Genomic DNA, 18,407 nt, shown 5'->3' on the forward strand with positions numbered 1-18,407 from the left:
ATGAACCAGCACGGCAAGCGCCGTGCCTTGCCCCGGATCGGGCGTCGCGTCACCGGACGCAGGCCCGGGCCATGGCGCGGCTCTGAACGAGGTCTTCACGCGCGATGTCGAAAGAGGTAGCACTGCTTCACGAACGCAACACAAGGAGAAATATTGCGCGCCGGTGTCACGGGATGGGCGATGTCCGCCTCCTATACTCGCGGCCGCAAAACGCAGGAGCGGGCCCGTCGATGGTCCGCCACGCAGGATTCATTCTTCAAACGGGGGAGGCCCCATGATCTCTATGAAGCGCAGGAATGCTGCCGTCGTGGCAGCCGTGTCGGTCATGCTCGCGGCATGCGGCGGTGGTGGTAACAGCGACACGGACACGGGCACGAGCCAGCCTTTGCTGACCACCCCGGCGACACCGACCACGCCGACGATCATTTCGCCCGGCATCACGACGCAGCCGGCCAATGCCAGCGTGCTCACCGACGGCACCGCGACCTTCACGGTGGCGGCCGCGGGCACCGACGTCACCTATCAGTGGAAGAAGAACGGCACCGCCATCGCCGGCGCGACGTCCAAGTCGTACCAGACGCCGGCGGCCACGTTCTCGGACAACGGCGCGCAGTACACCGTCGTGGTGTCAAACTCGGCCGGCTCCGTCACGAGCTCGGTCGCGCAGCTGACGCTGAAGCTGAGCGCCAACCAGCAGGCCTTCGAGAACCTGATCCTGGCGCCCAGCGCGGGCAGCTTCTACCTGCACTGGAACCTCAACTACGCCGGCGGCCAGACCAGCGGCGTCAACTACGCCTTCTCGGACTACGGCGTGCTGCCGACGTCGCCGCTGACGACCGGTCCGCAGACCAACTCGCAGAGCTCGCCCCGCAACGTCACGAACACGCTGGCGCTGCCCGTCGCGTCGTCGCCCACGCGCGTGCTCAAGAACGGCGTCGTGCTGGTCACCGGTTCGTCGAGCAAGGTCAGCTACGTCGGCAGCGACGTGCGCGTCGACTCGCTCGCCGTGGACAACGCCACGGTGGCGTACTCCGAGATCCGGAGCAACTACGAGGTCGTGCCGCTGACCGGCGCCATCGCCTCGACGCCGGCGGACTTCGCGCACTTCCACAACTCGTTCTTCTCGAACGCGAACATCCTGAATGCGACGGCCACGTATGCGGCGGGCTCGAGCTATCTCAAGTTCGCGCAGACCAACAAGGCGGACCGCTACAACGTCTTCGACTGCACGACCGCGACCACCGGCGCCGCGGTCACGCCGTGCCGCGCGGGCATGACGCTGACGGCCGCGATGACCGCCGGCATCACGTCCAACAGCGATGGCACGGTCTACCGCCTGACCGACGGCACGGTCGGCACCGTCGACGGCGTGTCGGTCTGGGTGGCGACGACGCCGCGTCCGGTGTCGGCGACGCTGAGCTCGACGGTCCAGTACCGCATCTACTTCGAACTGAACGGCAACGTCTACACCGGCGCGCTGATCAAGGACGGCGTGCTGCTGGGCGGCAGCTACTACGTGTCGAATCCCGCGGGCGTCACGGCGGCCGACCGGCTCACCTTCCTGCCCTTCGACATCCGCATGAACAAGGCCGCGCATGACAGCATCGTGGCGGCGATGAAGATCTGACGAGGGCGTCAGCGCCGGACCCGGCTTGGGAAAGCCGGGTCCGGCGGCTTCAGCAGCCGACCGACGTCAGGTACGTCGTCGGCGGATTCTTCCCGGGCTTGGCCTGGCTCGACAGCACCAGCGCCGAGTTCGACGAGTTCGACCCGCCGATGTAGAAGAGGAAATCCGGCCGGCCGTCGCCGTCGAAGTCCCCGAGCGCGTCGATCCTCACCTCCCAGCCGTAGCCGCCGAGGTCGTACTCGTAGCGCTGGCCGCCGATCTCCAGCGTGAACTGCGTGCCCTCGCCATAGGGCCGGCCATCGGCCGTCCTGAAGCCGTTCTGCAAGGTGAAGGCGTAGGGCAGCTCGCCGAGCTTGAGTTGGAAGCGGTAACCCAGCTCCGGCACCAGGCTGGTCGTTCCGTTCTTGAAACGATGCAGTGGCACGACGCCCGCCTTCAGGCGTGATCCCGGGATCCGGACGTAGGAGCTGCCCTCTTCGGAGAGGCCGGATTGATCGCCCAGGTCGAACGGCTCTCCCCGTTCGGCGATCTGCCGGTGTGACAGGATGGGCTTGAGGGCGGTGCGGGCCTCGCCGGCCTGAAGCGGCCTGAGCGTCATCGTGCCGGCCTGAGGGTCGGGGCTCATCTGCACCCAGCCGTCCATCGGCCACTTCGCGGCGGGGAGCTGATCGAACGGCGCGGGCACCAGATGCGTTCCGACATCGCCGCGCCATTCACCCTGCTGCAGCATCACGCCGGGCGGCACCAGCGCGGGGTCCGTCGCGTTGGCGCAGGTGACCGCGGAGATCAGTCCGACGCTCCAGACGAAGGCTCGGACCCGATGGAGACGAGGAGGCGAAGGTTGCGAACTGTTCGGGCGGTTCATGCGGTCTCGGGGCAATGGCGGTCGGCGCTCGGATCGGTCCAACCAGGGCGTAGGCCGCGCGCGGACTCGGCCCGTACTTTGTCCAGTGAGTGCGGGTCGCGCTGAGCGGCTTCGATCTCGCCGACGCATCCCCAACAGTCGCCACCACAGTCGATCGACAGCGGGTCGTCTGGTTCGCCCAGCGGGCGGCCGCAGAGCTTGCAGTTCATGGTTAACCTGGGCATGGCCTCAGTGTCGCCGTGTCCGCCTGCTTCTCTCGCAAAAACCGAAGAAAAAACGCCCGAGGAGGACTCCACGGGCGTTGTCGTGACGATGGGCCTCGGGCCCTGTCGGCGTGCGATCACTTGATCGAATAGCTGTCCCCGTAGACCTTCCAGTTCAACGGCGTCTTCAGGTCGAGGTTCCCGGCCTTGAGCCACACGCGCTGCGCGGTCTCGACGCGGGTGACGTCGCTGTGCGCCTCCTCGGTCTTCATCGCCGCCACGCGGGCATCGAGGAACGCGTTGAGGTAGGTGATCTCGTTGCCGCCTTGCGCCGGCGTCTTCGCCTTGGCCATCGCCGCCTTGCGGATGCCGCCGAAGCTCACGCCGCTGTTGCCGGGACCGTGCATCACGATCGCGTCGTAGTAGATGAACTGGCCGAGCGCCTTCAGCCCGTCGTTCTTGGCCTGCTGCACCGACGGGTTGAAGTAGACGCGGTCGCGCTCGTGGTCCTGCGCCTGCTGGAACAGCGTGTCGCCCGCGGCCGTCTTCCAGTCGCCCTGGAAGTTGGGATCGAGGCCCGCATGCGAGTCGCTGCCGTTGACCGAGCGCAGCGCGTTCAGGTACTTCGCCAGCACGTTGTTCGGCTTGACCGAGTTGTAGTACTGGACCAGCTCCAGCATGTCGCCGGTGCCCGAGCAGAAGCCGATGATGCCGGCCGTGTAGCCGCGACCGTCGCGGATGTCCTGGATGTAGCGGTACTGCGCCTTCCAGTCCAGCGACGAGTTCTCCGCGCTGGAGACGATCTGCATCGCGATGTCCTTGACCTTCGGGTCGGACAGGCCGGCCGATGGCGCCGGAGCGGGCGCAGGCGCTGGCGCGGGGGCCGGTGAGGGCGCCGGTGCCGGGGAGGGCGCGGGAGCCGGCGAAGGGGCCGGTGCCGGCGACGGGGCGGGCGCCGGGGCGCCGACCGCCTTCAGCTTCCAGCGCTGGTTCGCGCCGCCGGTGCAGTCCCACTGCTGGATCGCGCCGCCGGCGGCGGTCGAATGGTCCTTCACGTCGACGCACTTGCCGCTGTGGCGCGCCTTCAGCGTGTAGCCGTCGGCCGACGGCGCGACGAGGAAACGCTGGTTGTCGGTCGGCGCCGTCGCCCATTGCTGGATCAGCGCGCCGTTGCCGGTGGAGACGTCGGTCACGTCCAGCGACTTGCCGCTGGCCACGTTGACCAGGCGGTAGCTGCCGCCGGTGTCGGCGCGCAGCTCGAAGCGCTGCGAGGCCGGGGAAGACGACGTGCCGCAACGGTTCTGCTGCAGCTTCGTGCCGTTGGCGCCGACGTTGCCGGCGATGTCCAGGCACAGCCCGGACTCGCCGGATTCGATGGTGTAGATCCCGGCCGCCACGGTGACCGCACCGGCGGCGAACGCGCGCGCGTCGGGCGCGTTCTCGCTGGCGGCGACGTCGGCGGCCGAGGCCGCGTCCGCGGCGGACTGGGCGAAGACGGTCTTGCCGGCGTCGTCGCCGCCGCCGCAGGCGGTCAGGCAGGCGCTGGCGACTGCCAGCAGCGCGGGCGTGGTCAGGAAGCTCGAGACACGCGGGGGCCGCGGAGCGGCGGGGAAGCGTCGGTTCATGGCGGAGGTTCCGGAAAAGGGGGAGAGGTGCCGGCAGGACCCGCCGCGTCGCCGCGGGCGCAGCGCTCGGGTTCGGCGGACAGGTCTTGCCGGCGGGGTGGCGCGCGTCGGGCGACGCGCGCCGGGTCGGGCGTACCGGATGGGCGCGCCCGGGGTGCGGATCGGACGACGCCCCGAGGGGCGCGTCATCCCCGCGGACTTACTTCCACTCGGAAGACTGCAGCAGCGGGTCCGTGGTCAGGCCGAAGCTGGCTCCGACCTTCTGGCCGACGGTGCCGGGCGTTGCCAGCGGCGCGGAGCCGCAGGTGCCGCCGCCCGTCTTGATGATGGCCCACAGCATTGCGCCGTCCCGCGCGTTGCGGTTGGGCGCGCTGCCGTTCAGCACCGCGTTGGTGTAGCGCTGCACCGAGTACGGCTGGTTGAGGGTGGCGCCGTACTGGCTCTTCAGGTTGCGCGAACCGGTGCACTGCGCGTCGCCGTCGTTGATCACCAGCAGGCCGCCGGCCCATCCCTCGGGCGCCGGCTCCAGGCCGATGGACACGATGGTCTTGGCCGGGAACAGCGAGCGGTAGTCGTTGTACGCGGTCACGCCGTCGTAGTTCTCGAAGCGCGCGTCGTAGCTCATCACGTTGACCATGTCGAGCATGTTGGCCACGGCCGGGAACTTGCGCACCACCGCGCGCTCGCGACCGGCGTTGCCGCCCCAGAACGACAGGCGGCCCGAGCAGGACGCGTCGGCCGAGGTCGCCGAGGTGCAGTCCGCGCCCGTCGACCAGCCGGCCAGCGTCAGCACGCGACCGTTGCCGGCGATGTCCACCGCGCGGCGCAGCGCCTTGATGACGTTGGCGTAGCGGTCGACGTCGCCGTCGGTCTCGTAGTCCACGTCCAGGCCGTCGAAGCCGAGCTCGGACTGGATCTTGGCCAGCGCGTTGATCGTCGGTCCGTTGCCGGCCGCGCCTTCCGCGGCCAGCGTGCCCCAGTTGTTGTAGGTCGCGCCGCCGACGGCGAGGATGACCTTCTGGTTGCGCTGGTGCAGCACGTCGATGGCGGCCTTGATGTCACGCGGCGTCGCGTTGAAGTTGATGCCGGTGCCCGAGAAGGTGTTGGCCGACAGCCCCGCCCACGAGAAGGCCGGATCCGCGAAGGACACCATCACGTGGGTGTAGGTGGCCGGCGTGCGCGCGAACTTGCTGGCCTTGTAGACGTCGTTGGCCGACTTGCCGGTGGCGTCGAACCAGTTGTCGCTCCAGGTCGGGTAGTAGCCGACGTAGACGCGGCGCGTCTGCGTGGCCTTCAGCGCTTCGGGCAGCGTCAGCGCGCCGCCGGGCGAGGGGGCCGGGGCGGGGCTGGGCGACGGGGCCGGCGAGGGCGACGGGGCCGGAGAAGGGGCCGGAGAAGGGGCCGGAGAAGGCGAGGGCGCCGGAGACGGCGAAGGCGCCGGCGTCGGTGCGGGCGCAGGCGCCGGCGAGCCGCAGCTGCCCGAGGCCGGCGTCCACAGCGACGGCGTCGAGGCCGGGTTCCAGCCGGTGCCGACCCAGGCGGTGTGGGTCACCAGCGCCTTGTAGGTCTTGCCCTGGTAGCTGACGACCTGGCCGGCGGTGAAGGTCTGACCTTCGGCCCAGGCCACGCAGGTGCCGGGGTTCGGCGCGGGGGCGGGCGAGGGGCTGGGCGCGGGGCTCGGGCTCGGGGCCGGCGTGGGCGTCGGCGAGGGGGCGGGCGCCGGCGGTTGCGGCGCCGGTGGCGGGGTGGTCGTGCCGCTCTTCGCCGCGGCGAAGGCCTGCCAGTATTCGAAGTCGCGCGTGTTGGCGCGGCTGTATTCCCCCAGGGCGCCGTTGCCGACGCGGTCGCGCTGCGCGGCCCAGTAGGACAGCAGGCCCACGCCCTTCTGCTTGGCGAAGTTGGCGACGGTGACCGCGTCGGCCGGCGTGAACGTCTCGGACGCCACGTCGTTCTGGCCGATCATCGGCGTGATGCCGATCATGGCCCACAGCTGCGCGTCGGTCTTGGCCGGATACAGCGACTTCAGCTGCGCCACGGTCTGGGTCGCGGCGGAGACCGCCAGGTCGCCCATGCGCTTGCCGCCGCTGTAGTAGCTGCCGTAGTCCATCGTCATCAGGTTGACGATGCTGATCTTCACGCCCGACTGGGCCGCGCCGCGCAGCAGATCGACCGCCTCGCGCTGCAGGCCGCCGGTGTCGTTGGCGTTGACGTAGGGCACCACCGGCAGGGTGAACGAGGTGTACAGGTCCGGGTAGATGGACTGCAGCTGCAGGATCGCGGCGTTGCGCACGCCGTTCAGGCGCGTGTCGCCGAGCTGGCCGCCTTCGATGTCCCAGTCGATGGAGCGCGTGCCATTGGCGTCGATCAGGCGGCGCAGCTGCGCGACCAGGTCATTCACCGAGCAGGTCGATTCCAGGTAGGTGCCGTTGGCGCCGCCGAAGGACAGGATCACCCGGCCGCCGGACTTGATGTAGGCCTTGATGTCGGCCTGGAAGCTGGGGTTGCTGATGGTCGTTTCCAGCCCGCCGCCGACCGTGCAGCCGCCGCCCGACACGCCGAAGGCGAGGGTCACCGCGTCGATGCCGGCCTTGGACTTGGCTTCGCTCAGCGTCTTGATGCCGTAGCTGCCGCTGCCGAAGCCCCACGTGAAGAAGTACGGCGCCACGACCGTGCCCGCCTGGGCCTGCGATCCCGCGGCCAGCAGCGCGGCGGCCAGCGCCACCGCCTTGATTTGTCCATAACGCATGTGAATCCACTCCTGCGATGCCGCGCGCACCGGTGGAAGTGCGGGGCTTGTTGTTCTCTATAAAACCACCATGAGACCAGTGGCGGAATGTAGAAAACTCGCGAATGGATGGCTGTGACAAGCAGTATGTCGGGGCGGTATCGGACTGTGTCGAATACTGCAAAAACCGCGCCGCGGTCACTTTCCCCGCTCCGGGTGAAACAGGAAGGAGGGACGTGAGCACCTGAACGGTGCACTTGCGCCGACGAACGGCGGAAGTTGTTGATATGTAAGGGATTGAAGGCTGTCCGACAAACGGCGGAAAGGGGCCGTCGCAGTGTGGCGGAATCTTCTACCTCTTTAGGGGCGAGTACTGACAGGTTTGAAAAGATTTGTGCGGACGCGCCCCGCGACGACCACCTTGTCTCCCCTGGGGGCGGGGTATGCGGGGGCGCGGGTCGGAAACAGCCGGACACTGAATCAGTATTCGAGTGGTATTTCAGATTCCTAGACTCGCGGCACTTTCAAGGAGAGATGTCATGGCATGGAATGAAGGACGGGCGTGGCCGATCCACGCGCTGGTGGCCGCGGGCTGGATCGCCGCGCTGACGCTGGCGGCCGAGGGCGCTGAAGCCGCCACGCTGCGTGCGGCGGCCAACAACAACTTCGTGAGCGCGACGGCGACCGGCACGTCGTACCTGACCGCGACCGCGGGCGCGGCACAGGGCTGGGAGCAGTTCGACGTCGTCAACAACGGCAACGGCACCGTGTCGTTCCGCGCGCGCGTCAGCGGGAACTTCGTCTCCGCCGACATCGGCCTGGCCGCGCCCAACACGAGCCGCCTGATCGCCAACCGGCGCACCGCCGACGCGTGGGAGCAGTTCACCATGGTGCCGCAGTCCAACGGCACGGTGGCGCTGCGCTCGGCGGCCAACGGGCTGTACGTCTCGGCCGACCTGAACCTCGGCGGCGTGCTCGTGGCCAACCGCAATGCGGTCCAGGCCTGGGAGCAGTTCGTCCTCGCCGACCAGCCCACGACACCGCCGACCAACCCGCCGCCCACCACCGGCACGCCGCCGGACTTCGGGTCCAGCGTCCACATCGTCAGCCCCACCACGCCCAACCTGCAGGGCGTGATCGACGGCATCTACAACGCGCAGCAGCCCAACCACTTCGGGCCGCGCCGCGACGCCATCCTGCTGACGCCGGGCACCTACAACAACCTGCGCATCCCGGTCGGCTTCTACACGCAGGTGCTGGGCCTGGGCAGCCATCCGGACCAGGTTCACGTCAACGGTGACCTGCGCTCCAACGCCTTCCTCGGCGGCGACAACGCGACGCAGAACTTCTGGCGCGGCGCCGAGAACTTCTCGGTCACGCCCAGCCTGGGCATCGGCAACAACACGATGCAATGGGCGGTCTCGCAGGCCATCCCGTTCCGGCGCATGCACGTGCGCGGCAACATCAAGCTGAACCAGAACGGCGGCTGGTCCAGCGGCGGCTGGTTCTCCGACGTGCTGGTCGACGGGCAGGTGAACTCCGCCAGCCAGCAGCAATGGATCTCGCGCAACAGCCAGTGGGGCAGCTGGACGGGCTCCAACTGGAACATGGTCTTCGTCGGCGTGCCCAACGCGCCGGCGGGCAGCTTCCCGACCGCGGGCCAGCGCTACACCAAGATCGCGCAGACGCCGGTGATCCGCGAGAAGCCCTTCCTCTTCATCGACACCGACGGCGGCTACGCGGTGCGCGTGCCGTCGCTGCGCCAGAACAGCAGCGGCATCTCCTGGAACAACGGCGGCGCGACGCCGGGCCGCACGGTGCCGATCGGGCAGTTCTACATCGCCAAGCCGGGCGACACGGCCGCTGCGATCAACACGCAACTGGCGGCCGGCAAGCACCTGCTGTTCACCCCTGGCACCTACGTGCTGACGCAGCCGCTGCGCGTGAACAACCCGGACACGGTGGTGCTGGGCATCGGCTTCCCGACGCTGCGCTCGGACAACGGCCAGCCGCTGATGCAGACGGCGGACGTGGACGGGCTGACGATCTCGGGTCTGTTCTTCGACGCGGGCGCGACGGAATCCGGCGTGCTGCTCGAGGTCGGCCCGAACGGTGCCGCCGCCAACCACGCGGCCAACCCGACGGTGCTGCACGACCTGTTCTTCCGCATCGGCGGCGCGGCGGCGGGCAAGGTCCGCATTGCCCTGAGCGTGAACGCGAACAACACCATCGTCGACCACACCTGGCTCTGGCGCGCCGACCACGGCGCCGGCGTGGGCTGGACGCAGAACCCGTCCGAGAACGGCCTCTGGGTGAACGGCAACGACGTGACCATGTACGGCCTGTTCGTCGAGCACTTCCAGAAGTACCAGGTGGTCTGGAACGGCAACGGCGGCCGCGTCTACTTCTATCAGTCGGAGATCCCGTACGACCCGCAGAGCCAGGCCGGCTGGAACAGCCCGACGGGCCGCGGCTGGGCCTCGTACAAGGTGGCCGACAACGTCACCAGCCATGAGGCCTGGGGCCTGGGCGTCTACAGCGTGTTCACCAACGGCGGCATCCTGCTGGATCGCGCGATCGAGGCGCCGGTCAACGGCAACGTGCGCTTCCACAACATGATCTCGGTCTGCCTGGGCGGCAACGGCGGCATCGTGCACGTGATCAACAACACCGGCGCGCAGACCGGCTGCAATGCGTCGTTCACGCCGACGGTGACGAACTTCCCTTGAGCCCGCGCTGAGCCCGTCGAGGACCGCCGGGAGGCGGTCCTCAGGGCGCGTCGGTCGCACCTTCCAACGCGTCGACGAACTTCGTCATCAGACGCACGAGGTCGTCGAGCTCCTCCTTGCTCCACTCGCCGAAGATCTGCCGCCCCATGCGCTGGCGCGCCGTGTCGATGCGGTCCGTCATGGCCTGACCCTCGGCGGTGACGACGGCTTCGCGCACGCGGCTGTCCTGCTCGCTCTTCTGCCGGCTGACCAGGTTCAGCGTCTCCAGCTTCGCCACCTGGCGGCTCACCGTGGTGTAGTCGCGCCCCACGCGCTCGGCCAGGTCGACCACGCCGATCGGCCCCAGACGCTCGATGCCCACGAGCAGCGGGAACAGCGCCCGGTCCAGCATCACCCCGGCTTCCTCGATCAGGCGCTCGTCGTTGCGAGGACGGTTCATCACGCTCGCGATGCGGATCAGCGCGCCGTGCAGCGCCTTCAGTTGGGTCGACATATGTGCATCTTGCACATTTTTTCGAGCCGGCATACCATCCCTTCAGTTATGTGCAAACTACACTCAATTGGAGCGACATGAACGGATCCATTCTCCCAGGGACCACGCAGGTCCTCATCGTCGGGGCCGGTGCGGCAGGCTTGACGCTCGCCATCGACCTCGCGCGTCGGGGTGTCGATTTTCAGCTGATCGAACAGGCGTCCCAGCCCTTCCACGGCTCGCGGGGCAAAGGCATCCAGCCGCGCACGCAGGAGGTGCTGGAGGACCTCGGCCTGCTGGACCGGCTGGTGGCGGCCGGTGGTCCGTATCCGCCGCAGCGTCACCATGCCGCGGATGGCCGCTTCACCGAGACGGCCTTCGAAACCTCGCCGCCGACGCCGGCCGAGCCGCACCAGATGGCGCTGATGGTGCCGCAGTTCCTGACTGAGGCCGCCATGCGTGAACGGCTGGCGGAACTCGGCCATGCGCCGCGTCACGGCTGCGCGCTGGTGGATTTCGAGCAGGACGAGGAGGGCGTCACCGCGCGCGTGGCCGTCGCGACCGGGGAGACCACGCCAGGCGGGGGCCCTCGGCAGGAGAGGATGCGGGCGCGCTACCTCGTCGGCGCCGATGGCGGCCGCAGCGACGTGCGCAAGCAGCTGGGCATCGACTTCCCGGGCAGGACGCTCGGTGTGCGCGCGGTGGTGGCCGACGTGACCCTGGGGGGACTGCCACGCGACGCGTGGCATCAGTTCAACGACGGATCGATGGAACGGCAGCTCGCGCTCTGCCCGCTGGCGGGGACGGCGTTGTTCCAGCTGCAGGCGCCGGTGCCGCTGGAAGGCGAGATCGACCTCGGCATCGATGGGCTCAACGCGTTGGTGAGGGACCGCGCCGGTCGCGACGACATCCGCATCGAGTCGGTGTCCTGGGCCTCCGCCTACAACATGAACGCGCGCCTGGCGGATCGCTATCGGGTCGGCCGTGTCTTTCTCGTCGGCGACGCGGGGCACATCCATCCGCCGACCGGCGGTCAGGGCCTCAACACCAGCGTTCAGGACGCCTACAACCTGGGATGGAAGCTGGGCGCCGTGCTGCGCGGCGCGCCGGACTCGCTGCTCGACACGTATGAGGAGGAGCGCCGACCGGTCGCCGAGGGCATGCTGAAACTGTCGACCCGCTTGCTCGATGCTGCCAAGCGCGGTGACAACCGCCGCGGGCGCGAGGTGCATCAGCTCGACATCGGCTACCCGCAGTCGTCGCTCGCGTTGGAGGTGCCGGAACGCGGGCAGGGCCTGCAGGCCGGCGACCGCGCGCCCGATGCGCACCTGCGCCGGGCGGCGGGGCAGGGGACGCGCCTGTTCGAGTTGTTCAAGGGGCCGCACTGGACGCTGCTGGGATACGGCATGTCGTGGTCTTCGCGCAGCGACGTCCCCGCGCGGGCGGGTCTCCGCATCCATGCCATCGGCGATCCCGGCGACGCCGGCAATGTCACCGACTATCTGGACGAGCATGGCGACTTCCGGGAGGCCTATGCGCCGCAGGCCGGCGACTGGATCCTGGTGCGGCCGGATGGCTACGTCGCCGCCTTCGTGTCTTCGGGGCAGCTCGACGCGCTCGAGCGGTTCATGAACGCGTGCGGTCTGCCGCGTGCCTGAGCGAGGCAAAAAGACCCGGGACTCGGCCCGGGTCGTGAGTTGCAGGAACTTCAGGAATCGATCAGAGCTGGTAGTCCAGCGACACGCTGTAGGTGCGCGGCGCGCCGTAGATGGCGCCATAGGCCAGGCCGCCGACGTACTTCTTGTCGAACAGGTTGTTGACGTTGGCGCGCAGCGTGGCGGCCTTGGACAGCTCGTAGGACGCGAAGGCGTTCACCTTGACGTAGGCGCCCTGCTTGGCGCTGCCGATCTTGCTGACCTCGGACTGCCAGCGGCCGCCCACGCCGACGGTCAGTGCCGGCAGCACCGGCACGCGGGTGGCGACACGGAAATTGAAGGTGTCGCGCGGCACCCATTCGTAGGTGTCGTGGCCGTCCGGGCCGGTCAGGATCAGGCGCGTGTAGCCCAAGGTGAGCTTGGTGTCCTTGCCGATGCGCCCCGTGGCTTCGACCTCGAAGCCCTTGGACTTCACGTCCTGACCCGCATACCAGGACTGACCGTCCAGCGGCGTGTCGGTCCCGGAGATCTCGCCGGCGTAGGTCGCCAGGTTCTGCTGCTTGGCGCTGAACAGCGCGAAGGTCGTCAGCAGCGCCTTGTCCAGCCATTCGGCCTTGACGCCGACCTCGGTGTTCACGCCCTTCATCGGCGCCAGGTACTTGCCCTGGATGTCGGTCTGGTCCTGGTTCTGGAAGATGTCCGAATAGGACACATAGCCCAGCAGGTCCGGCGTGAAATCGTAGGTCAGGCCGAAGTAGGGGCTGCTTTCCTTCGTGTCAGGGTAGGCGGTGTTGGTCGCGGCGTTGCCGTAGATCGATGCGCCGCTGCGCTCGAGCTTGACCGCGTTGATGCCGATCACCGCGTGCAGGCCGTCGGTCACCGACAGGCGCGAGGCGGCATACAGGCGCGTCAGCGTCTGTTCGCCGCGCGTGCTGGGCTGGCGCGGACCCCAGTCCGGCTGCGTATAGACATCACCGCCGTACGGGAAGGCCGGCAGCGGATCCTTCGTGTGGGTCAGGGCGGCGTAGGTATCGACCGCGGTCTTCTCGCGCGACTGCGTCGCGCCGACCAGCAGCGTGTGCTCGCGGCCGAACAGGGTGAACTTGCCGCTCAGGTTGGCGTCCAGCACGTGGTTGTCCGAGCTGCCCAGGCTGCGATACGGCAGGCCGATCAGGCCGGTGTCGTCCGGGTTCAGCACGGAGGTCTCCGGCACGTACGCATAGAAGATGCGCGTCGCGTCGTTGCCGTGGCGATAGTTGTAGGTGACCTTCGCTTCCCAGTTCCTGCCCAGTTGGTGGGTGTACTCGGCGAAGGCGTTGTAGGACCTCGTATTCCAGTAGGTCCAGTCCTGCGAGGTCGAAGAGCCTCGCGGGAAGTCCGCCTGCGTGCCGTCCGAGCGCAGCAGCGTCAGCGAGCCCCACATCGGCGAATCCTGCTTCGCGTCCACCGCCGTGACGCCCACGGTCAGCACGCCGTTGGTGCCGATCTGGCCGTCCACGACGCCGTACACCGAGGTGCGCTGGTCCTTGAGGTCGCGCAGGTAGGAGTCCTTGTCCTCGCGTGCCACCACCAGCCGGCCCGCCCATGCGCCGTCCTGCGTCAGCACCTTGTTGTAGTCCAGCGTGGCGCGCTTCAGGCCGTCGGAACCGAAGCTCACGCCGACCTCGCCGCCGTCCTCGTTCTTCGGACGCTTGCGGATGTAGTTGATCGTGCCCGAGGAGTTGCCCACGCCGGTCAGCAGGCCGTTGGCGCCGCGGATCAGCTCGATGCGCTCGAACAGGAAGGTGTCCTCGCGGCCGACGACCGTGCCCCACGAGTTGGTCATGCCCAGGCCGTCGACCTGCGTCAGCTGGATCTCGAAGCCGCGGGCGTTGAAGGTCGCGCGGTTGGTCTCGTACTGCTCGACGTTGATGCCGGTGGCCAGCGCCAGCGCCTCGTTGCTGCCGGTGAGGCCGAAGTTGGCCATGTCTTCCTGGTCGATCGTGCTGATCGTCTGCGGCGTGTCCTTCACGTCCATCGGCAGGCCGGTCGCCCCCTTGGACACACGGTTCGCGCGCTTGCCGGTCACGGTGATCTTGTCGAGCGTGGCGTCCTGCGCGTGAGCCAGGTCGCCGACCGCGAGAGACACCGCCAGGGCGCACGCGGTCATCAGGAATTGCTGCTTCATCGATGGGTCCGAAAGAGGGAGGGGATGACTTTCGGCCGGGACTCTAACGCAGGTGAGAGTGATTCGCATTAAGTGAAATGACAAAAACGAGTCATCTCGTATCACGCGTGGTAGCGATACCACGATCAACGGTGGCGTTCGCCCGCCTATCCTCGCGCCCTCTCATGGAGGATTGCCGTGTCCCGTTCCGCCCGCCTGCTCGACCTGATCCAGCTCCTGCGCCGCCACCGCCGCCCGGTCACCGGCGAGGCGCTCGCGACGACGCTGGACATCAGCCTGCGCACGCTCTACCGCGACATCGCGACGCTGCAGGCGCAAGGCGCGCGCATCGACGGCGCGCCCGGCCTGGGATACGTGCTGCGCGATGGATTCGTGCTGCCGCCGCTGATGTTCTCGGTCGACGAGGTCGAGGCCCTCGTGCTCGGTTCGCGCTGGGTGGCCAGTCGCGACGATGCGCGCCTGGCCGCGGCGGCGCGCGACGCGCTGGCGAAGATCTCGGCCGTGCTCCCACCGGCGCTGCGGCGGGACATGGACGACACGGCGCTGCTCGTCGGCCCCTCCGATCCGCCGGCGGTCGACCGCGGCGTGATGGCGCTGATGCGTCAGGCGATCCGCCAGGAACACAAGCTGCGCATCGGCTATCGCGACCTCAAGGGCAAGGACAGCGAGCGCACCGTCTGGCCCTTCGCCCTGGGTTTCTTCGACCGGGTGCAGGTGCTCGTGGCCTGGTGCGAGCTGCGCGAGGAGATCCGCAGCTTCCGCACCGACCGGGTGAGCGCGCCGGTACTGATCGAGGAGCGCTATCCGCAGCGCAAGGCCGCCTTGCTGAAGGCCTGGCGGGACCGCGAGGGCATCGCTGCCACTGACGGAAATTGACAGACCGGGTTCCTAGCATCCGCAGCATCAACCCAGCCAGGACCCTGTCATGACCTCTCCCAACTTCATCCTCCTGTATGTCGCCAGCCCGGCCGAGAGCAGCACCTTCTACACGCAGCTGCTCGGCAAGCCGCCCGTCGAGAGTTCGCCCACCTTCGCGATGTTCGCGCTCGACTCGGGCGTGATGCTGGGCCTGTGGGCGTCGGCGGGCGTCGAGCCCGCGGCCACGCCGGCGGGCGGCAGCGAACTGGCCTTCGCGGTCCAGGACGCGGCCGCCGTCGATGCGCGCCACGAGGCCTGGCAGGCGCTCGGCATGCCCATCCTGCAGACGCCGTCGACGATGGACTTCGGCTACACCTTCACCGCGACCGATCCCGACGGCCACCGCCTGCGGGTGTTCTCGCCGGGAGCGCGGGGATGAGCGCCCTGTTCGACGAAGCGGGCAGCCGGGCGCCTCGCGCGTGGATCGCCGTGGCGTCGGCCGAGCATGTCCGCCGTGGCCGCGCCGAGGGGTTCATGCAGGTCTGCCACGGCAAGGTCGCGCCGTTGCGCCGGGTCCGGCCGGGGGACCGGGTGGTCTATTACTCGCCCGCCACGCAGATGGGCGGCAAGGACCGGCTCCAATGCTTCACCGCCTTGGGCACGGTGCGCGACGGCGACGCCTACGAGGTCGACATGGGCGGCGGCTTCCGTCCGTTCCGGCGGGACGTGGATTGGCAGTCGTCCACGCGTGAGGCCTCGATCCATCCGCTGCTGGATCGGCTTGCCTTCACGGCCGGCAAGACGAACTGGGGCCATGCGTTCCGCTTCGGATTGATCGAGATCGACGCTGCGGACATGGGCCTGATCGCCGCCGAGATGACGGGGACGTGAGTGCCCGGCGCCGGCCGCCGTCCGCGGCGGGCGTGACCAGGACGGACGCGAGCCACTGACGCGGTACGGCCAGGTCCTTGGACACTCAGACCCTCGAGGAAGGCGCCCCGGTCATCTGGATCAGCCGCTCCTCCACCGCGCTGGCGGCGCCCTTGAGCATGCGCACCTGGCTGTCGTCGAATTCGTGGCGCGGGCGGTGGTCGATGACGCACAGCGAGCCGAGGCAGACGCCGCGCAGGTGGACGGGCGCGCCGGCGTAGAAGCGGATGTGGGGGCTGTCCCGCACCAGCGGGTTGCCCGCGAAGCGTTCGTCCTCGCTGGCGTCGAGGACCACCATCGGTTCCGGCCACCACAGCACGTGGGCGCAGAAGGAGCAGCTGCGCGCGGTCTCGCGGACCTCGAGCCCGGTGATCGCCTTGAAGAACTGCCGTTCCCGGTCGATGAAGGACACCGCGCTGATGGGCGCGTGGAACGACCTCGCCACGGTGACCGTGAGCGCGTCGAGGAAGGGATCGTGCGACTCGGACAGCAGTCCGTAGCGTTCCAGCGTGGCCAGCCGCCAGGCCTCGTCCTCGGGGTAGGGCGCGCAGATCACGGCAGGTCTTCCGCGGGCACGTGCACCCGCAGGTCGCCGCAGAGGATGGCCGTCCGGCCTTCGAGCTCGAAGGCGATGGAGCCGGTCAGGCACATCCAGCCGCCCTGCAGCGTCAGGTAGGGCCGCGTGAGCTGGACGGAGCCCGGGAAGCTCACCGCGCGCCGGAAGTACTGGCGCCGCGACCAGCGGGCGCCGGCGCTGTTGTGCAGCGGCTCGAACTGCTCCGAGCGCTGCAGGCCTTCCCGCGCCGCATCGTCGCGGAAGGCGATGTCGGCGAGCTGCCGGCCCTGGTCGTCGAGCAGGTAGCACATCGAGGCGTTGGGCGCGGCCAGGAAGTCCGCGCAGGCCTCGCTCAACGGGACGCCCGCCGCCAGCGCGATGCTGGCCAGGCGGAGCCGGTCGCAGTGCAGGGCCATGGACTCCCGCCAGCGGTCGTCCTTGCGGGATTGCGCCTCGTCGAAGCTGCTCCACGCGGCGTCCAGCGCCTCGCTGCCGTCCTCGCGCGCCAGCGTCGTCGGCTGGGGCCGGCCGAAGTAGTAGCCCTGCACGAAGTCGGCGTCGCAGGTCAGCGCGATGTGGGCGCCTTGCAGCGTCTCGATGCCTTCGACGAGGACGAGCGCGCCGCATTCCTGCAGCAGCGAGACCATGCGCTGCAGGATCCGCAGCGCTTTCGGATCCTGCTTGGCCCGCATCAGCACGCGGCGGTCGAGCTTCACCAGGTGCGGGGCGAGGTCGAAGACACGCTCGAAATTCGAATGACCGGCGCCGAAGTCGTCCAGGGCGATCAGGCAGCCCTTGGCGCGCAGGCGCTGCAGCGCCGGATAGACGCGTTCATCCTCGAACAGCGGGGACTCCAGCACCTCGATCACGACGCGGGACGCGCGGATGCCGCTGGTATCCAGCGCGCGTTCGATCTCGTGGAGGGCGCCGGTCGATTCCAGCAGCGTCGCCGGGTGGAGGTTCAACAGCAGCCACTCGGACGTGTCGCGCTTGCCCATGGCCACATAGGCCTGCAGATGCTGCCGGACCGCGCGGACGTCGAGGTCGGCGCGCGCATGGTGGTTGGGCAATCCGTCGAAGAGCAGGTTCGGCGGGATGGGCCGACCGTCGGCGTCGCTCGCGCGGAGCAGCGCTTCATGCCCGACCAGGCGGCCATGGGTGAGGCTGAAAACCGGCTGGAACGCCGTGGCGAGATTGCAGGTCGCCGACCCGTCGGTGTTGGGGCTCATCGCGACGATGCCGTGGCAGCTTTCATGCCTGCATCATCGGAGGGAAGGGGGCGCCGCGGCAGAGGGCGGAGGAGGAAGGGCGTGTCTGGCGTTTGCCTACAGCGGCGCAAGTCCTGGCACGGGCGCCGGGGGCTCAGTCCGTATCGTTGAGGAAGCGCTCCCGTCCTTCGCAGATGTGCAGGACGGACTGGCTCATGGTCGAGGTCCCGCTCGTGGCGATCCTTACTTGGCCGGGAGGCTGTAGCTGAATTCGTAGAAGTGCTTGCCGTCCCGCACGTCGATGGCGAGGGTGCCGCTCAGGCCGACCAGCTCGTCGGTGCCGGAGTCGGGTACGACCTGCACGATCAGCTTGGGCGTGCCCCGGTTCATCTCGCCGAAGTGCATCAGCACGAACGAGCCGCTGCGACCCGCCACGCGCCCCTCGACGCGCTCCATCGCGACGTAGCCCGCCGAGCTCGGTTCCGCGCTGCGGAAGGACATCATGTGGCCGAGGCCGGTCGCATCGAGCTCGCCGTGGAACCGTTTGCTGAGCAGCAGGTGCCCGAGGTTGGCTTGCGCCTCCTCCGGCGCGGAGGGCAGCGGCGTCAGCTGCACGTCAAAGGTGCCGCGGAGGGTGTGGCTCTGGGTCATGGATGTCCTCGATGCTTCAGAGGCGCGCACGGCGCCGGGAGGCGTGGCCGCCGCCACGGAGGCGGCGGTCATGATGGCGGCGATACTCGTCGCGAAAGCGCGCATGGGTGCTGGAAGCCGTGGAAGGTGGCACTCA

Annotated in this window: 14 protein-coding genes; 6 read left to right on the forward strand and 8 right to left on the reverse strand. The window is 68.8% G+C overall.

Going from position 1 to position 18,407, the window contains the following annotated elements:
* The first annotated feature begins 274 nt into the window (after positions 1–274).
* On the forward strand, positions 275–1,627 hold the full coding sequence (locus tag ACQ86G_RS19000) for a hypothetical protein (protein WP_431256776.1): 1,353 nt from the start codon (positions 275–277) through the stop codon (positions 1,625–1,627).
* A gap of 49 nt (positions 1,628–1,676) precedes the next feature.
* Here ACQ86G_RS19000 and ACQ86G_RS19005 read toward each other — a convergent pair whose 3' ends face one another.
* The 3 genes from ACQ86G_RS19005 to ACQ86G_RS19015 form a co-directional block, all read right to left on the reverse strand.
* Complete coding sequence (locus tag ACQ86G_RS19005; RefSeq protein WP_431256777.1) at positions 1,677–2,492, reverse strand: hypothetical protein; 816 nt, start codon at positions 2,490–2,492, stop codon at positions 1,677–1,679.
* A 340-nt stretch (positions 2,493–2,832) separates the two neighbouring features.
* The gene (locus ACQ86G_RS19010) at positions 2,833–4,320 is read right to left on the reverse strand and encodes a chitosanase (protein WP_431256778.1); all 1,488 of its coding nucleotides are present in this window, start codon (positions 4,318–4,320) and stop codon (positions 2,833–2,835) included.
* Between the two features lie 199 nt (positions 4,321–4,519).
* A complete protein-coding gene (locus ACQ86G_RS19015) occupies positions 4,520–7,066 on the reverse strand; it encodes a glycosyl hydrolase family 18 protein (RefSeq protein ID WP_431256779.1) in 2,547 nt (848 codons plus the stop codon).
* Between the two features lie 518 nt (positions 7,067–7,584).
* On the opposite strand from ACQ86G_RS19015, the gene ACQ86G_RS19020 reads away from it, so the two are divergent.
* Positions 7,585–9,774, forward strand: a complete 2,190-nt coding sequence (locus ACQ86G_RS19020) for a hypothetical protein (protein WP_431256780.1) — start codon at positions 7,585–7,587, stop codon at positions 9,772–9,774.
* Positions 9,775–9,814: 40 nt separating this feature from the next.
* Here the strand turns inward: ACQ86G_RS19020 and ACQ86G_RS19025 are convergent, their stop codons facing one another.
* Complete coding sequence (locus ACQ86G_RS19025; protein ID WP_431256781.1) at positions 9,815–10,267, reverse strand: MarR family winged helix-turn-helix transcriptional regulator; 453 nt, start codon at positions 10,265–10,267, stop codon at positions 9,815–9,817.
* Between the two features lie 77 nt (positions 10,268–10,344).
* Between ACQ86G_RS19025 and ACQ86G_RS19030 the strand changes: the two genes are divergently transcribed.
* Positions 10,345–11,904 carry an FAD-dependent oxidoreductase gene (locus ACQ86G_RS19030; RefSeq protein ID WP_431256782.1) on the forward strand — a complete coding sequence of 520 codons (1,560 nt, stop codon included), beginning with the start codon at positions 10,345–10,347 and terminating at the stop codon, positions 11,902–11,904.
* Between the two features lie 61 nt (positions 11,905–11,965).
* Here the strand turns inward: ACQ86G_RS19030 and ACQ86G_RS19035 are convergent, their stop codons facing one another.
* Complete coding sequence (locus ACQ86G_RS19035) at positions 11,966–14,068, reverse strand: TonB-dependent siderophore receptor (RefSeq protein ID WP_431256783.1); 2,103 nt, start codon at positions 14,066–14,068, stop codon at positions 11,966–11,968.
* 177 nt (positions 14,069–14,245) lie between these two features.
* On the opposite strand from ACQ86G_RS19035, the gene ACQ86G_RS19040 reads away from it, so the two are divergent.
* Genes ACQ86G_RS19040 through ACQ86G_RS19050 form a run of 3 tightly spaced genes read left to right on the forward strand, consistent with a single transcriptional unit; the run spans position 14,246 to position 15,817 of the window.
* Complete coding sequence (locus ACQ86G_RS19040) at positions 14,246–14,944, forward strand: helix-turn-helix transcriptional regulator (RefSeq protein WP_431256784.1); 699 nt, start codon at positions 14,246–14,248, stop codon at positions 14,942–14,944.
* 49 nt (positions 14,945–14,993) lie between these two features.
* Positions 14,994–15,365 carry a VOC family protein gene (locus ACQ86G_RS19045; protein WP_431256785.1) on the forward strand — a complete coding sequence of 124 codons (372 nt, stop codon included), beginning with the start codon at positions 14,994–14,996 and terminating at the stop codon, positions 15,363–15,365.
* Positions 15,362–15,817 carry an EVE domain-containing protein gene (locus ACQ86G_RS19050; RefSeq protein ID WP_431256786.1) on the forward strand — a complete coding sequence of 152 codons (456 nt, stop codon included), beginning with the start codon at positions 15,362–15,364 and terminating at the stop codon, positions 15,815–15,817. The genes ACQ86G_RS19045 and ACQ86G_RS19050 overlap by 4 nt, the downstream gene beginning before the upstream one ends.
* 85 nt (positions 15,818–15,902) lie before the next feature.
* Here ACQ86G_RS19050 and ACQ86G_RS19055 read toward each other — a convergent pair whose 3' ends face one another.
* The 3 genes from ACQ86G_RS19055 to ACQ86G_RS19065 form a co-directional block, all read right to left on the reverse strand.
* The gene (locus tag ACQ86G_RS19055; RefSeq protein ID WP_431256787.1) at positions 15,903–16,412 is read right to left on the reverse strand and encodes a GAF domain-containing protein; all 510 of its coding nucleotides are present in this window, start codon (positions 16,410–16,412) and stop codon (positions 15,903–15,905) included.
* Complete coding sequence (locus ACQ86G_RS19060; RefSeq protein ID WP_431256788.1) at positions 16,409–17,641, reverse strand: EAL domain-containing protein; 1,233 nt, start codon at positions 17,639–17,641, stop codon at positions 16,409–16,411. Before ACQ86G_RS19060 ends, ACQ86G_RS19055 begins: the two co-directional genes overlap by 4 nt.
* A gap of 222 nt (positions 17,642–17,863) precedes the next feature.
* Positions 17,864–18,271 carry a DUF3224 domain-containing protein gene (locus ACQ86G_RS19065; protein WP_431256789.1) on the reverse strand — a complete coding sequence of 136 codons (408 nt, stop codon included), beginning with the start codon at positions 18,269–18,271 and terminating at the stop codon, positions 17,864–17,866.
* Between the last annotated feature and the right edge of the window lie 136 nt (positions 18,272–18,407).

The sequence above is a fragment of the Roseateles chitinivorans genome, from assembly GCF_050632145.1.
Lineage (GTDB): Bacteria > Pseudomonadota > Gammaproteobacteria > Burkholderiales > Burkholderiaceae_C > Roseateles > Roseateles chitinivorans_B.

Coding starts and splice junctions, on each gene's coding strand:
- ACQ86G_RS19000 (WP_431256776.1), top strand. CDS start 275: ATGATCTCTATGAAGCGCAGGAATGCTGCCGTCGTGGCAGCCGTGTCG.
- ACQ86G_RS19005 (WP_431256777.1), bottom strand. CDS start 2,492: ATGAACCGCCCGAACAGTTCGCAACCTTCGCCTCCTCGTCTCCATCGG.
- ACQ86G_RS19010 (WP_431256778.1), bottom strand. CDS start 4,320: ATGAACCGACGCTTCCCCGCCGCTCCGCGGCCCCCGCGTGTCTCGAGC.
- ACQ86G_RS19015 (WP_431256779.1), bottom strand. CDS start 7,066: ATGCGTTATGGACAAATCAAGGCGGTGGCGCTGGCCGCCGCGCTGCTG.
- ACQ86G_RS19020 (WP_431256780.1), top strand. CDS start 7,585: ATGGCATGGAATGAAGGACGGGCGTGGCCGATCCACGCGCTGGTGGCC.
- ACQ86G_RS19025 (WP_431256781.1), bottom strand. CDS start 10,267: ATGTCGACCCAACTGAAGGCGCTGCACGGCGCGCTGATCCGCATCGCG.
- ACQ86G_RS19030 (WP_431256782.1), top strand. CDS start 10,345: ATGAACGGATCCATTCTCCCAGGGACCACGCAGGTCCTCATCGTCGGG.
- ACQ86G_RS19035 (WP_431256783.1), bottom strand. CDS start 14,068: ATGAAGCAGCAATTCCTGATGACCGCGTGCGCCCTGGCGGTGTCTCTC.
- ACQ86G_RS19045 (WP_431256785.1), top strand. CDS start 14,994: ATGACCTCTCCCAACTTCATCCTCCTGTATGTCGCCAGCCCGGCCGAG.
- ACQ86G_RS19050 (WP_431256786.1), top strand. CDS start 15,362: ATGAGCGCCCTGTTCGACGAAGCGGGCAGCCGGGCGCCTCGCGCGTGG.
- ACQ86G_RS19060 (WP_431256788.1), bottom strand. CDS start 17,641: ATGAGCCCCAACACCGACGGGTCGGCGACCTGCAATCTCGCCACGGCG.
- ACQ86G_RS19065 (WP_431256789.1), bottom strand. CDS start 18,271: ATGACCCAGAGCCACACCCTCCGCGGCACCTTTGACGTGCAGCTGACG.